Genomic DNA, 14,048 nt, shown 5'->3' with positions numbered 1-14,048 from the left:
CTGGCCTCCTTGACCAAGACCTGAGCAAATGCTGACAGCACAATCACTTCCGTCTGCAAAAGGACTGATACGAGATTTTGCCAAATTGCCTCCCGGTCGCAACCGGGCATTGGACGTAACGAGTTTGCCATTGTGAGTAGACTTGGCCAGCTGCAGGTTCTGGCCGATCCCGGTCGGATCCTAACCTACAGGATGGCTGGCTTTCTAAATTTTGAACGAACCAGGCCCAGCGCCGTCCACTCGACTCCTTCCGGGCGGCCGCTAAACCACCAGGTGGCAATATGGGTGGCGACATAAACCACCGCCGCTAGCGGAACTATCCTCAGCAGAGAATCGACAGCTGCCGCCACATTCTCGATCCGAGGACTGTCCCAGCGTGCCATTTCCACAGCAACAGTCATGGCAAGGACGCTCAGCATTCCTCGCCAGAGCGGCACAATTTGACTTGTCCAGGATGCGTCCAGGAGCTTGCTCACCTTGGTGAGGCAGATCAAGGCCAGCCACACCTCCGCGAGAACCAGGGCGTATGCCGCACCAATCCAGCCAAACAGCAGTATGCTTCCGATCATCAGGGGCACGCGAAAGACAAAATCGGCAAAATTTCTGCTGAAGACCAATTCGGGCTTTCCGAGTGCATAAAAAAGCGCAGATGATGTGTTGGAATAGAAACCCGGAATGAAGCCAAGACAAACGGCCTGGAACACGGGTGCCGCTTCCACCCATTTGGGTCCAAAGATCAGAAAAATGAATTCCCGGGCCAACAGGGCCTGGCCCACGGCGACCGGCAAACCGATGGAATAGGTCACGCTAATGACCTTGGAAAAGGCAGTCGCAAGCCGGACGGAATCATGCCTGACCGTTGAAAACGCGACAATGATCGGACGCGCGAGCGTGTCGATCATCGCCTTCAGCACAGTCGACCCCAGATCTTTGGCAATCGAAAACAGGCCCAACGTTGTTTGCGACGTCAGCTTGCCCAATGTGAAACGGTCGCACTGCCAATTCAGGGCACTGGCGACCTGCCCCGCCATGTTCCAGCCAATATATTTATGGAAAAGACGCCAGTGGACCAGCGTTAGCCGCGGCCTGTACGGGGCAATCACGAAACTGGCCAGTGCACCTACGAAAGGTGCGGTAATCGTAGCGATAGCGATGGCCCAATAGCTGCCCGTAGCTATCGCGACCGACGCCGAGGCAACAAGGGCAGCGGCTTTTCCGATTGTCTCGGCCAAAGCATCGGGGCCGAAGCGCATGGCCTTGTAGTATTCGAAAAGCTTGGGGCTTCGCAGACTGCGCGTGGCCGGCGCTAGCGCCAGTGCGCAGATGAGCGCGACCAGCCGCATGTCGCCGTAAAAAAGGGCTAACGGCCATGCGACCGCACACAGGAACACGCCGATGGCAAGGCCACGCAGCAAGGAAAGCGTAAATGCGGTATCCAGATGCCGTCGCTTCGGACTTGCGATCTGCAACAAAACCTGCGCGGTCGGCATTTCCATGACCGCCTCGGTGATCTGCATGACAGTCAAGGCGATCGCTACAAGACCAAATTCCCGAGGCAGCAGATGCCTTGTCAGGATGATCAGCGTAACAAAGTCGAACACCCGGGTGAATATCCGAACGAACGTCAGCAGTATTGCGCCATCCGCGACCTTGCCGCGTATGCTTGTCGGGGTCACCATTTCGAAACGCAGTTCCAACTGAGTTCGTTCAAACGTTCGACCAACGCTTCCGATCGCTCGCCATGCGGCAACGCAAGCGCCACATCCCACCCAGAACTCAGTTTACGCCCGCGGACCTCGCCTCGCTTGCGCGGACTTGCGAGCCATAACCAGATATCGCGGCTCCGGGGGGCGATATCCTCAGGCAACCGGGCATGCGGTTGCCGCCACATCTTTGGCCCGGGAGAGTCCGCAAGGTCCGATGCCCAGGCCACCGCATGTTCCGGACGTTGTTCCGGCATGGTGAAGGCTTCAACCCAAAGATCCAGGTGCGAAACCAAATGTTCGGGCACGAGCGAGCAATCGACGGGACCTTTCGAGACAGCACCGGGACCTCTTGCGCGAAGTCCGGCGGCGGGAAGACGATCAAGGCTGGTTGCAGGCGACACCGGAATTCCTGGTTCGGAAATTGCACGGCAAATCCCATTGTGACACCTGAAGTGCAAGCTTCCCGGACCATAAATTCGAGGAAACGGCAACCGGAGGCAATTGCACATCTGGATAGACAGGCAGCGCTCAATCGAGTTAGATTAAACGATAAAAGTGGGTAGTGGAACACATCTCCTCCAAAAAAAGCCCCCTTTACCGTCAAATCCTGGTGCTTAAATCACTATTGCTATTGAGCGTGAATGCCGCGCCCGTTGTCCCCGGTCCCAGTCGGACACCTCGAAGAACCCGCCGATTTGGGAGTGACGGTGACGGGCTTGCGCCGACAAGGAGCAGAAAGCCCTTCTTGATCGCTGCCTTCTCTTCCTGAGTATTGCGTTGCTTCGCACGGGCATTTTGCCGTCGAGCCCGAGCACCAGGACCCTGGACATCCGCACCGGGGCGAAAGGGTGGGCGGCCACGCTTGCTGCGAGGATGGCGGCGTAGCGCCGCAATCGGCGCCCCACGGAATACCTCGAAGTCTACCACCGCCACCACTGAAACGCAGAGGCAATGAATCAGCTCAAGCCGCTACACGCCAGAGGTTTTTCGAGGTATTCAGGTAGGATTGGAACCGGGCAGCCTTTTCAAAGGTCTTCGATCTTTTCCGGGGTAAGGCGTCCCCGGAAAACATCCCACAGGCCGGCCCAGTTTCCTCGGGCCCGGCCCTTGCGGTCTACCCAGGGTTCCGGGGCGAGCATCTTCAGATGGTTGGCTAGCAGGTTTTTTGTGATCAGCTTCAGGGCGAAACCGATCGGCATCGTGCCTTTTGCCGCAAGGTAAAGCGGATTGATTACCTGCGAATAGCCCAGCCGCAGGCCAGGGGTGCGCCCATGCTTCAATCCCTGATGCACACCGGCGAAAGCGCGTGTTTTGACAATTTTTCCGCGGGGTTGCAGAGCCATGGCGAAATCAATGTCTTCCTGCCACGCATAGAGACGCAGACGCTCGTCGAAGCGCGTGCTGCCAATCGCGGACATCCGGTACGCCATGTTGCAGCCGTAGAGCCCGACAAGTTCTGCCTCGACCACGTCCGAGAATTCCTGGTCGCGGTCGTAGTGCGCGACAATCCGTTCCCCTTCCTCTTTGCCGATGCCGGAAGTGTTGATTCCATCCACCAGAACATGGCCGGTTGCGCCTGCCACCTCGGGATGGCCATGAAAGAATAACGCGACATTCTGGATACTGAAACGAGAGGGGATGAAGTCATCGTCGTAGAAGAGGACGATGTCGTAGCGACCACCCAGATAATCCAGCGCGGCATTGCGTTGACGCGTCAGGCCTTTCGGGCCGAATATGGCTTTTACGGTGGTGGAATCGACGAAATCTTCGGGCAAGTCCTGCGGCGTCACTGTCGAAAACAGAAGGATATCCGGCTTGCGAGTCTGCAGCTCCATGCGCGCGATGATGTCTTTTATCAGATCCGGCCTGCCAAGGCTGGCGATCACCACGGCAACACTGGGCCCATCACTCATATGCGGCGTCCCGAAAGCATTTGATGGAGCGAAACGTGATCGTTCGCTGGGGAACAGGCAGCGACATTGTGCGCGAGACCTTCTGAAAATCGGTCCGCAATGGCACGCCGGTGAACGGCCACAATGTCAAGGATATCCAAAAGGCGCAGCGCGGCATTGCGCCAAGTGAAATGAGAGGCATGGGTACGGCCTTGGACGCTGAGAGCCGCTTGCCGCGCGGAATCGCTTGCCAGGCCGGCCAGAGTAGCGGCCCAGGCTCCGGCATCGTGCGGATCGGCATAGAGCGCGGCGTCCCCGCAGACCTCGGGCAGCGCGCCACAAGGGGCACAGACCGCGGGTGTGCCCAGCAACATCGCTTCAAGCGGCGGCAATCCGAATCCCTCAGTCGTGGAGGGGAACAGCAGGGCGCAGGCATGTTCCATGAGCGCGCGCAGTTCACCGTCCGTCACATGCCCTGCAAACACGACGTTGCGCGGCAATTCATGTCCTGCTGCGGTAAAAGCCGCATGGTTGGCCGAGCCGAACAATACAAGTTTCATTCCAGCCAGTTCCGGCTTTGCGAAAGCCTTGAGAAGAACTCCGATATTCTTGTGTGCCTGCACCGTCGCGAGCCCGAGGGCATAGCTTGTGCCGGCAAGTGAGAAGCGCTCCAGAATAGCATCGTCCGGCGGCACGCGCAGCACGTGATCGACACCATTGTGAATGACATGGATGCGGTCGGCCGGAGCAAGGCCTGCCTTGGCGATTTGTTCGCGCGAATATTGGGAAACGGTCAAAAGAGCACGGTTGCGCCGTGCCAGGATGCGCTGAAGGGTAATGTACCAAAGTCGAAAGCCCAGGCCATAGGATTTCGGGGAAAGCAGAACCTGCGCGTCATGGATCATTGTCAACGCATTGCCGGAGGCAAGCGGACCGAGATTGCAGAGGTTCAGCAGCATGGAATGGCCCTGCCAGGCAGGCAGCGTCAGTTGCTCCCAGAGGATGCCCTTAAGCGGGCCTACCTCCCGAACCGGCAGGCGTATGGCTTCGGCCTTGTCTCGCCCGTCATGCGAGTGCCACACCTCGAAACGCCGGCCGCGTAGCTCCGGCGCATTCTGTTCTGAAAGACTTGCCAGCGCGTTGGCGATTTCGAAGGCGACCCGGTGCACGCCGGTCATCGCCGCTGACAGGAATTTGCCATTGATGATGGTGTCAGGTTTCATCGGCAGGTCATGTTCCCCCGGGGCCGTGTGAAGCGATGAAAGCGTAGTGTCAATGCGGCGTACTTGTGTTGGAGCCCGGTTCGGGAGTTATTGCAATGACCATGGGATGGTCGCTCAGTGTAAGGTCGAAGGCATTCTTGCCGATAATGGAACCGGTGGGCGCTGTCCCGAGTGTCGGGTCGTAGAGGACAATCGAAGCGGGGGGCTCCCCAAGCCTGACCGGTGCTGCCATCGCAATACTCCAACCATTTGCTATGGTGAATCACGTCATGTCCCGGCCGGGAACCCTCCGTGAGTCAAATTCCACAGGTTTTGGCATGAGTTTTGGAATATTGAGATCAAACGCGCGAGGATACCGCACCAGACCCTTCACTCCAAACATGGATAAAGAAGCATCGCCTGCAATAGAGAATTTTAACGCTTTGGAAAATTTTCTGTGACGATGGATTCTATGAGGTCCTAATAACAGAACTCGCCTTATCGAATTTTAATAATGCCCATGACCGCGCAAAATCTCGTAATGAATTTGAAATTCTAGTCGATATTTCCGTGATCGCAAACAGCGGAACCAATGTAAACAAAACCCCATATAAAGACCAATGGTGATATGGGTTCATGGCAGAAAAAATGCACAAAACCGGGAAGTGAATCGCATATAGAGGAAATGTTTGCGCACTAAAATGCCGAATGAGTGACTCAAGCCTCCCAATATTATAGCGATAATTTTTGAATATCTGATAGGCGGAAACTAAGTGCAATGAGAAGAACGCTGCTATCAAATAGTCCTCCACGATGGGACGAGGAAACGCTCCTCTTCCCCACGGCAAGAAATCTGCGCTAGGCAAATAATTATCCAATTGAGGTATGACGACAATGGCAACCGCAGACACCAAGAAGGCGGTCACCGGTATCGGCACGCGCAGCTTTTCTCTTTGGCAATAAAGAAAATATCCCGCGATCCAAACCGGCGCTAGTGCCGTAATGGTAGGGCCAGACAAAACGGCAATGAATAAAACAGCAATCACTGCATATACCCTTGGCGCGAAAAGGACCAATCCCGCGCAAAGATAATAAGTGGCCTCGAAGCTCAGGGACCAAAAAACGCCATTTGAACCCGGCCCAAGACCAGCCCAAGGAAAAGCACGATACTCGTTAACGAAGAGGAGGCTTGACACGTAACCACTGAAGGTCGGATCATGCCACAGCACCTTCTGAATGGAATAAAAATCAGAAAAATACTCACGCCCCACTGTATCAAGGATAAATGTTATTATAATTGCAACAAAAACAACGGAATAAAGGCGCGTTAGGCGACTGACTGTATAAATTAGAGCATTCCTCTCCTTTTTATCTACAACATAGCCTATTACATACCCCGAGAGCACAAAAAACGTAATGACAGCGGGTTGGCCATATACAGTAAATCTATCGAATATGCCCAAGTCTGTCTGAGGCGAAGGACGGCCAAATGGGTATGATAAAAAATGGTCGGCCAAAACAGCCAGGGCAGAAAGAAAACGTATTAAGTCGAGATAAATTGAAAATGCGCGCGGCAATCTCGAATTAATTGCATTTTCGTTCATTCCACTTCACCCAAAGATTTTTTTTAGAGAAAAATTCAATAATTTATTGGAATTTTTAAAATTCATGAGCCCGGAAGACAGGGCTACAAATTTCAACCTTTACCATATCCTCTGGTAATAAAAAAATTTTGTTCAGATCTCTTAATTTCACTAACAAAACAAGCTTACTGGTCTTTATATTGATGTCCTGATACCAACACTCTCTGATCACGGCCCAGCATGGGCACCAAAACGGCCAAAGTTTACTCGTAACTAGGAGAAACTTGGGGCTCAGGCCAGTTACCATGACTGGAGCGGGCGTCTGGTTGTTCTGTGCGGTACTCGGAAATCAGGGCGAGGATGGTTCTCGCAGTGTCGTGCCATTTGTATCGTGCGGCGCGCTGCCTGCCTTTCTCGATCAGTCTCTCACGCAAACCGACATCGGCCATGATATCGGATATGGCGCTGCGCCATGCTGTCTGGTCGAGGGCGTCGCAGTAGATCGCGGCATCACCGCACACCTCCGGTATGGCGCCACCGCGCGATACGATGACGGGACATCCGCAGGACATGGCCTCCAGGGGAGGCAGGCCGAAGCCTTCCGTCAAAGAAGGAAACAGGAAGCAGAGTGCATTCTCGTACAACGCCTTGATCTGGCCATCGCTCACACGCCCGACATGCACCGCCTTGCCTTTGCCGAATTCCTCCACGAGCCTGGCAACTGATGCGCCGCCGCCCGCCACGACAAGAGGTGGGGCATTGTCGGGGAGTGATCGCATCACCGTTTCAATGTTCTTGTGGCGTGCCGTGCTGCCCAGTGCGAGAAGATATCCGTTCGCGCCAGGATGCATCTGTGGGACTACCGTGGGCTCGCTCTTCTGCCTCTGCAGATGGTCTGCGCCATTGGGCAGCAGTTCCCAATGGCGGTCCGTCCCGACGCCGTTCAGTTTGAGCCGTTCCTGCGAGTGGCTTGATACTGTCGCGACGAGCATGGAACGCTTTGCAAGTTGCGGAACGAGCCAGTGATAGACGCTGCGAAAGGTCGCTGAATAGCTTTCGGGCGTGTCGAATACCTGGGCGTCGTGGATCAGAACCAACTGCCGGCGCCTGAATGCCGGGCCGGTGTTGCACAGGTTGAGCAGGATCGACTGCGGCTGGAGCATGGGCAGAACCAGTTGCTCCCACGCGTAACCCTTCAGCACTGATCGCAGGATGCGGCTGGAATCAGGCAGCTGCAACTTTGCGCGGATTTCGGCGTCAGACGGCGTCCCGGCGGGTACTGCCACGTCGAATGACGAGATCCCGGTCGGCATCGACTGTACAAGAGCCGAAAGTGCCCGCCCGATGTTCAGCGCTGTCCGGTCCACACCGGTCATCGCCCGGCCAAGAAAGCGCCCATTCAGCAGTATCGCGGAGCCAGGTCTTGTGGGAGTTTTCATGCTGTCTCCGCCGGAAGGAGGCGGGCTGGAACGAAGTGGGCAGCAATGCCAATCAGGTCGTTGAATGGGCCATTGCCAACCACGGTGATGCGGTCCGGCAAGTGGCGTTGTCGGCCAAACGGCCTGATGACCTCATTCAGGATACCGCCCCTTCCGGTAGTCGCGATCATGGTTTCTAAGCGCATGGGCACCCTTGTCCTGTCGCTCCCGACGCCTGTCTGCGCCAGAAATTGCCGCGCGAATTACTGCTGTTTTCGAGGGAAAAATACTGCCTGCCGGTAACTCTAGAAAGGAGCATTAAGGGGCAGTTCAAAAGGGGTATTGGGGCAAATCGTCCGGCAAATCAGTGAATGTTGCGTTCGTTGTCGATGCGATCGGCGATGTTGCGCAACACCATCGGCAACTGTTCGTGCCCGCCAAAAATATTGCACAGGTTCAATGTGGCACCCAGCATGGCCAGCGCGATGGTCTGGCCTGGTAACCCATCCGTCTCAAGCTGCTTGTATTCGGAAAGGAACCGTTGGGAGATGGCCGAGAATTGCCGGAAATCGACGCCCGCGCTGTTGTCCGTGAGCGCGTCCTGAATGCCGTGCCAGTAGATTTTCGTCAGGTCATCCAACCTTGTCATACCAGGACTTGCTCCAGCAGTAGTTCAAATGAAAGTATCCGAAGCTGACCCCAGTCGCCCGTCTGGTCATTCTTAACCAAATATGCGGGCCTGCATATCTCTGTAGCCCTCAGTTTCCGGGCTCTGCCAAACAAGATTAGCGGTGCTACCGATCAGGTGTAGTCCATTGGGCGAATAGATGGGGTAATGTAGGGGGGGGGGCATCAGGAGACTTTGGGGCGCTCGCGCTGCGGTTTTACGGGCATAGTTCATGCCCGCTGCGACAATGAGGCCTGCCTCACGGCTTCTTCCTGATCGGAGGTGGCGTTTTCCGCTACAATGCAGTCGATGACCTGATGGTCATTGCCGGTGCCAAAACCCGAAGCGCAGATGGCGGACGGAAGCTGCCATGGCGGCCGCTCTTGGTCGCAATGTCAACGCGGACAATATATAATCGCAATAATCTCGTCGTTGTCGTCAACGCGGAAGCCGGCAATTTGACGCGTGCCGCCCGAGGCGCTTCTCTCGAATTCCTTGACCCAGGCCGATATGGATATTGCATCATCTCTTTTGCCCACGCGAACTTCGGTGAATTGCGGAGATGGATCGATGCCGGCCTTTTCGATTGGCGAGCAAAGGATGAATGCACTTAGGACGGCGCGGCTGATCGGGGTTTCGAATTCACATCCGAATTCGTCTCCTTCACGCCAGACGACCTTGGCCTTTATTGAAGGGTGGTCGGGCGCGTTGATCCAAAAGGCATCCCCAGGCCGGCAGCTTGCCTGCGATTGCAGCCGCAGGCCTGTCCTTGAAAGGTCGAGGATTCTCGCTTCATCGCCCTCGGTTCCTCTGCCGATCATCAGCACGGCACCGCTCTCGCGCCGGGGGGACCGGCGCATATCGGTCGATTGTTCTCGACTGATGATGTGTGCCAAGAGGATCACTGTTGTTTCTCGATTTCAAAGTATCGGAATCAGGCTGTCTGACAAAATTCCTAACGTGACCTAAGTCTGTCATTGATCAACGAATATGAACGGACCATCGCAAAAAGTCGGATAAAGCCCAATCAGGTTCGTTGTGGCGCACGTAGTTTCCACGCGGCCTGCTGTCGGTTTTGTGGTTGCCGAGATGGGCAAGGGCCCAAAGCTTTTCCAGTCCGGCAAGGTGCTTTGATATGAAAGTGTACGAATCGGGTAAAGGGGCATGAATCTGTCTCGCTTTTATAATGCATGATTGCTCAAAATCCGACTGCTACGAGATTGGGGAAATCGACTAAGACGTGGCAAAGTGATCAAAATGGGTAGGAGCTGCTACGCCTTTTTGTGGATTGCTGCGCCTTTGCGTGGCTGCGACAGTAAGGGTGTATCTAGCGGAAATTGTCCCTGCTCTGTATGATGGGCCGAGGACAGAATTCGGGAAGCTCTGCGGAATGCGACCAGTTTCAACCAGAAAGAAACCCGATCACATCGGGGCACGTGATCTCGATCGCGATGAGGACCCGCTGATCTGGATAGCTGTCGACAGCAATCCGGATGCATCCGAAGGTGGTTTCAGCGGGCATGTGCCGTCACTTCCCGCCGATCTTGGTGCAGACGCGACGCACAGCACGGGTGCTGCACATGATGGGCTGCCTTTGCCCAGTTACCTGTTGATGCCGGAGGAAGAGGCAACGTTTGGGGCGCATGGCGAGCGAGGAGAAGAAGTCTTGAATCTAGAAGAATACTCGATCCTTGGCGAAGCTGAAAACGTCTCGACGGTCGACCGTGACAATGGATCCGTGGACCAGGAAGCGACGGGTGGTGGCAAGCAGAAAGAAGCGCGGGGCGGCGCCAAAGGCGATGGTTCGTCATTTGAGACTGCCCTGTCCGACGGATTTGTCACTGATCTGATTTCAGATGCCCGCAAGTCAGCGGAAAGCGCTCGTGAGGCGGAAGAAAGAAGCCGCCTGGCCACTTATGAAGTCCTTGGCCGCTCCTACGATTTGGCGGTTTGGGTTGCGAATTCGCCCGAGAAGCTTGCCGCACAGCTCGTTTTCGGGGGCGACTGCAGTGAAGGGCAAATGGCGGAATATGTCGCCATTCTGTCCGAAGCGCGCCGTCGGAACATCGGCCAAGGTGAGTTGGTCGAGTATCTTTTGGGACTGGACGGTGGCGTTGCCTCACTGCTCAAAGGCCAATCCTGAGAATTCACGTCTGTACAGACTATGCCGAAGTCTGGCGGTGTCGTGCGGATCTCAAGGCGACAGACGTTGTACGAACGATATGCGGACTTGCTGACCCGTCCGGACTGCTTGGCCGTTCAGTCATGCCCGCCTTTGAGCGCGACGAGGTCACCCTGAGCAGAGGCGAAGGGGGCGGTGACAGGATCCAGGTTTCATCCTTGGTTCGGGCTATCTGGTCGCGCCAGCGGTCCCGGAGTGCTCGGGGGGCGCTAGCGACTGCCTCTGGGGTGGCCCCGAAGGTCCTCCCGGCCATATGTCCTCAGCAACTTCCTGAGCCTGGCGTTCTCGTCTTCAAGTGTCCATGGTCAAGGGGCCTCGGATACCTCTGACCTGCCGAACCATGACTTCCACTTGCAGAGCGCGGACAGTCGATCCGGTTGCGGCAGCATACCCCCGCAGTCGACCTGCCAGCGCTCTGTTCTTCGCTGGACCTGTTGCTCCGGATATTCGTCCGTGACCTTGGTGTCAGATTCTATACAAAATCGGTCACCTTTCAGGGGGTGTCGGAATTCATCCCGTTTTGGGGCACTTATCGGCTATTCCAGCTGACGGGGAAGTTTCCGATTGATTGTTCAACTGCGTTTACGCAAACTAACCAGGCTAACGGGAAGAGAATCGGAGTCGCGCAGATTTTCGCAGGTGAAGCCGCAAAATAAGATAAAAAGTTAGCAAAGGTAGGCGCTTGCGAACATGTTCAACCTGACGTGTGCCGGGGGTTCCCATGTGTAGAGATGTCTGTCTAATTAGTCCGTGTGACATCTCCCGTGAGGGCGTGGCTCTCATACTCAGTACCGAAGGATTTAACGTAGTCGGATCCTACGATGACGCAACTTCGCTATCCTTCGATCAGTTCGCAGAAGGCAGTCTTTTCCTGATTGAAAGCACCGAGCCTGAAAAGGTTCCCGGCCTTGTCGAGCGGCTTATTGCCGAATGTCCTCGTGCTGTCGTGGTCCTGCTGGTCTCGGACTTCGTACTCCAGGATATGCTGAACTGCTTCCGTGCCGGCATTCGTGGCTATATCGTCAAGTCTCTCAAGGCTGCCCCGCTGATCGCGGCAATCAAGTTGGCCGTCTCGGGGCAACGCGTATTGCCTCCCGACGTGCTTTCGCTGCTCGAAACCGAAAACAAGCTGGTACCTTCTCTGCCCGATGCCGTGCACGAAGTGGACGACGCCAATCTATCCCCGCGCGAGCATGACGTTCTATGTTGCCTGATGGCCGGCTATTCAAACAAGGTCATCGCACGGGAGCTCGACGTTTGCGAAGCCACGGTCAAGGTCCACGTAAAGGCGATCTTGCGAAAGCTGAACGTCGACAACCGCACCCAGGCAGCAATCTGGGCAAGCTCGCGCAAGAATGCGACGACGTTCCTGCCCAAGCAACCTTCGCAGTTTACGCCGCCCGCGGCCCGGGCCAACTGACCCGCGCTCTTTTGACCTAACGCTCTCTCATAAGATGCGCTAACTGCTGTCTGTCGCCGGGAAGGCACTGCGAAGTGGTGGGGCGTCTTATCAGCTCGCAATCCCATAGGGCGAGATCCATTCCGGACGATGCATCGCGCACGAACAGGAACAAGGGGCGGTCCATGTTTGCGATGCCTCGACTGGTATTTTGAAGAATCTGCGCTTCACTGTCGTATCCGATGACGCGGCACGAAGTGCGACCGGCGCAGCGCTTCATGGCATCGAGCGCCCAGCGGCCGCTGGAGCCTGCAGAGTTCACCACCAGGAAGTCGCGAGAGACACTGGGCGTTTGAAGCGCTGTGGCCGAAGACGCGTTCTCCCCCGCTGCCATTGTGGCCACATGGCTGGCAGCAAGATTGGCATGGCTTTCGACACCGGCTTCGGCATCTGCCGGTCGCGTCACATCAAATTCGGGGATCGGCGGCTCGGCGTTTGTCGGGATGTGATGTCGGGGAAGCCACCCAAACGCGCCTTTCCATACATAGAAAATATGCCCCTCGATCTTGGTCACGGGCTGGAGCTCGCTACTCCACCAAGGGGTGACGTAATCCGCATGGTAATGTGTAGCTGATCCGACGTCCTCGTCCACAGCGCCTGAAAGCGCCAACGCAGCCTGGTGACGCGCGGCATTCCAGGCCGATCTTGAAGGCGTGCGGCGAGCCCGCGAGCCATCGCAGGTAAAGGAGAACTGGCAACCCGTTGTGAGCTGGGATCCCTCGAAGACAACACCGCAGACTGACTTCGGGAAGGCGGGGTGCCGAAGCCGATTGAGCACTACTTGAATGACGGCCCGCTGCCCGGCCTGATCGTTTCCGGCCTCATACCAGGCCGCGTTCGCGAGGCAGTCCAGTGCCCTTTCACGATCCTGCGCTCCTCGTTCGAACTGAAAAGGTAACGGAGCAAGCGTCTTGGCGAATGTCAGGGCGCCCTTGGCTGCGTGAAGCGCAGGAACCGCATGAGGCCAGCCAGCCTGCAACAGCCGGGCCGACCCGCTCACAGTCTGCCGCTGGCCCCTGAATTCTGGCTGCGCGGCCTCGTTTACGGGCGTGGGCTCTCCTCCTCCCGCAACCGCCAGGTCAAAAAGACACAGTACACAAAGCAGGAAAGTTGCAGCCAGCCTGCTCGGCGGGGCTTGATCGCGCCCCAGACGCCTGCGCCGGGCCAGGAGAAGTCCTGTCCTCTCCCGCAGGCCAATCGAAATGGCGCGCACTTCATCCATGGGGCGCAAGCTGCGCCTCTTTCAGCCGAGGTGCGATGGCGCAGAAGGACTACCTCTTCTCTCCAACGTGTCTGTGGCAAGCGAACCGCCCCGAGGCTGCCGCGGCCCCAGCTCCTGAGGGGAAGGGGCGCGATAAGCAGGCTGCGACCAAGTTTGCGCCGAATGGGCTCTGTACGAGGCGCCGTCAGGAGTTTTCTCGCCAAGGTCCTTGCTGTGTGAAACACCCCTGACGGGCTGTGGTGGAACTTCCCAGACCGTATGCCGCCAAATGTTTGTCTGGAGGCCTTCATTGCCCCGCTGGTGACCGAGCTGCAGCCGCGCGAAGAGGGCAACCACGTCGTCGGCTTCATGCAACAGTACGAGCGCTTGCCCGGCGGCTACGAGTTCGTGCGTGAACTGGCGCCGGCGAGCGTGGAGATCTATGCCGGGCTGGAGGGGCTGATCAGTTATCTGCCTCCGGAGATCTCCCGGCTCTGGATCGGTTCCATGATCAACATGATCAATTCCGTCCTGGCGAGCGCCGAAGAGCGGCTGGCCACGGGGGAGGTGCTGTTCTCCGATGTCGAACTCATCGCTTCAGACGTGATCAATATGATTGCGACCGCGCTTACGGGCCGCTTTCCGCTGAAATCATGCAGAAGCTGGCAAGACGATAGCTGGCGCAGTCAAGCAGCGCCGCTTGACCCTTCAAATTAATTCATCTCGATTAATTATCGA

11 protein-coding genes are annotated in these 14,048 nt (G+C 56.5%); 3 read left to right on the top strand and 8 right to left on the bottom strand.

Annotation, left to right across the window (positions count from 1 at the left end; all coding sequences use genetic code 11):
• Positions 1-185: 185 nt before the first annotated feature.
• From MTR64_RS14550 to MTR64_RS14515, 7 genes are all read right to left on the bottom strand, one after another.
• The gene (locus MTR64_RS14550) at positions 186-1,697 is read right to left on the bottom strand and encodes an oligosaccharide flippase family protein (protein ID WP_243994878.1); all 1,512 of its coding nucleotides are present in this window, start codon (positions 1,695-1,697) and stop codon (positions 186-188) included.
• A gap of 1,034 nt (positions 1,698-2,731) precedes the next feature.
• Positions 2,732-3,619, bottom strand: coding sequence for a glycosyltransferase family 2 protein (locus MTR64_RS14540; RefSeq protein WP_243994877.1), 888 nt, complete (start codon positions 3,617-3,619; stop codon positions 2,732-2,734).
• Positions 3,616-4,821, bottom strand: a complete 1,206-nt coding sequence (locus tag MTR64_RS14535) for a glycosyltransferase family 4 protein (RefSeq protein WP_243994875.1) — start codon at positions 4,819-4,821, stop codon at positions 3,616-3,618. The genes MTR64_RS14540 and MTR64_RS14535 overlap by 4 nt, the downstream gene beginning before the upstream one ends.
• 449 nt (positions 4,822-5,270) lie before the next feature.
• Positions 5,271-6,404, bottom strand: coding sequence for an acyltransferase family protein (locus MTR64_RS14530; protein ID WP_243994873.1), 1,134 nt, complete (start codon positions 6,402-6,404; stop codon positions 5,271-5,273).
• 242 nt (positions 6,405-6,646) lie between these two features.
• Complete coding sequence (locus tag MTR64_RS14525) at positions 6,647-7,822, bottom strand: glycosyltransferase family 4 protein (protein WP_243994872.1); 1,176 nt, start codon at positions 7,820-7,822, stop codon at positions 6,647-6,649.
• Between the two features lie 343 nt (positions 7,823-8,165).
• Complete coding sequence (locus tag MTR64_RS14520) at positions 8,166-8,450, bottom strand: hypothetical protein (RefSeq protein ID WP_243994870.1); 285 nt, start codon at positions 8,448-8,450, stop codon at positions 8,166-8,168.
• 413 nt (positions 8,451-8,863) lie between these two features.
• Positions 8,864-9,364, bottom strand: a complete 501-nt coding sequence (locus tag MTR64_RS14515; protein WP_243994868.1) for a PilZ domain-containing protein — start codon at positions 9,362-9,364, stop codon at positions 8,864-8,866.
• Positions 9,365-9,858: 494 nt separating this feature from the next.
• On the opposite strand from MTR64_RS14515, the gene MTR64_RS14510 reads away from it, so the two are divergent.
• Positions 9,859-10,611 (top strand): hypothetical protein, encoded by a 753-nt coding sequence (locus tag MTR64_RS14510; protein ID WP_243994865.1) that lies wholly within the window; start codon positions 9,859-9,861, stop codon positions 10,609-10,611.
• 811 nt (positions 10,612-11,422) lie between these two features.
• Complete coding sequence (locus MTR64_RS14505; RefSeq protein WP_243994864.1) at positions 11,423-12,070, top strand: LuxR C-terminal-related transcriptional regulator; 648 nt, start codon at positions 11,423-11,425, stop codon at positions 12,068-12,070.
• A 16-nt stretch (positions 12,071-12,086) separates the two neighbouring features.
• Here MTR64_RS14505 and MTR64_RS14500 read toward each other — a convergent pair whose 3' ends face one another.
• A complete protein-coding gene (locus MTR64_RS14500; protein ID WP_243994862.1) occupies positions 12,087-13,331 on the bottom strand; it encodes a cell wall hydrolase in 1,245 nt (414 codons plus the stop codon).
• 300 nt (positions 13,332-13,631) lie between these two features.
• Between MTR64_RS14500 and MTR64_RS14495 the strand changes: the two genes are divergently transcribed.
• On the top strand, positions 13,632-14,027 hold the full coding sequence (locus tag MTR64_RS14495) for a hypothetical protein (protein WP_243994860.1): 396 nt from the start codon (positions 13,632-13,634) through the stop codon (positions 14,025-14,027).
• Positions 14,028-14,048 lie beyond the last annotated feature (21 nt).

It is taken from the genome of Novosphingobium album (ex Hu et al. 2023) (genome assembly GCF_022832385.1).
In the GTDB taxonomy this organism is placed as follows: Bacteria; Pseudomonadota; Alphaproteobacteria; order Sphingomonadales; family Sphingomonadaceae; genus Novosphingobium; species Novosphingobium album.
Note: the sequence above shows the minus strand (reverse complement) of the source record. Positions and strands in the feature narration are given on the sequence as shown.

Coding starts and splice junctions, on each gene's coding strand:
- MTR64_RS14540 (WP_243994877.1), bottom strand. CDS start 3,619: ATGAGTGATGGGCCCAGTGTTGCCGTGGTGATCGCCAGCCTTGGCAGG.
- MTR64_RS14535 (WP_243994875.1), bottom strand. CDS start 4,821: ATGAAACCTGACACCATCATCAATGGCAAATTCCTGTCAGCGGCGATG.
- MTR64_RS14530 (WP_243994873.1), bottom strand. CDS start 6,404: ATGAACGAAAATGCAATTAATTCGAGATTGCCGCGCGCATTTTCAATT.
- MTR64_RS14525 (WP_243994872.1), bottom strand. CDS start 7,822: ATGAAAACTCCCACAAGACCTGGCTCCGCGATACTGCTGAATGGGCGC.
- MTR64_RS14520 (WP_243994870.1), bottom strand. CDS start 8,450: ATGACAAGGTTGGATGACCTGACGAAAATCTACTGGCACGGCATTCAG.
- MTR64_RS14510 (WP_243994865.1), top strand. CDS start 9,859: ATGCGACCAGTTTCAACCAGAAAGAAACCCGATCACATCGGGGCACGT.
- MTR64_RS14500 (WP_243994862.1), bottom strand. CDS start 13,331: ATGGATGAAGTGCGCGCCATTTCGATTGGCCTGCGGGAGAGGACAGGA.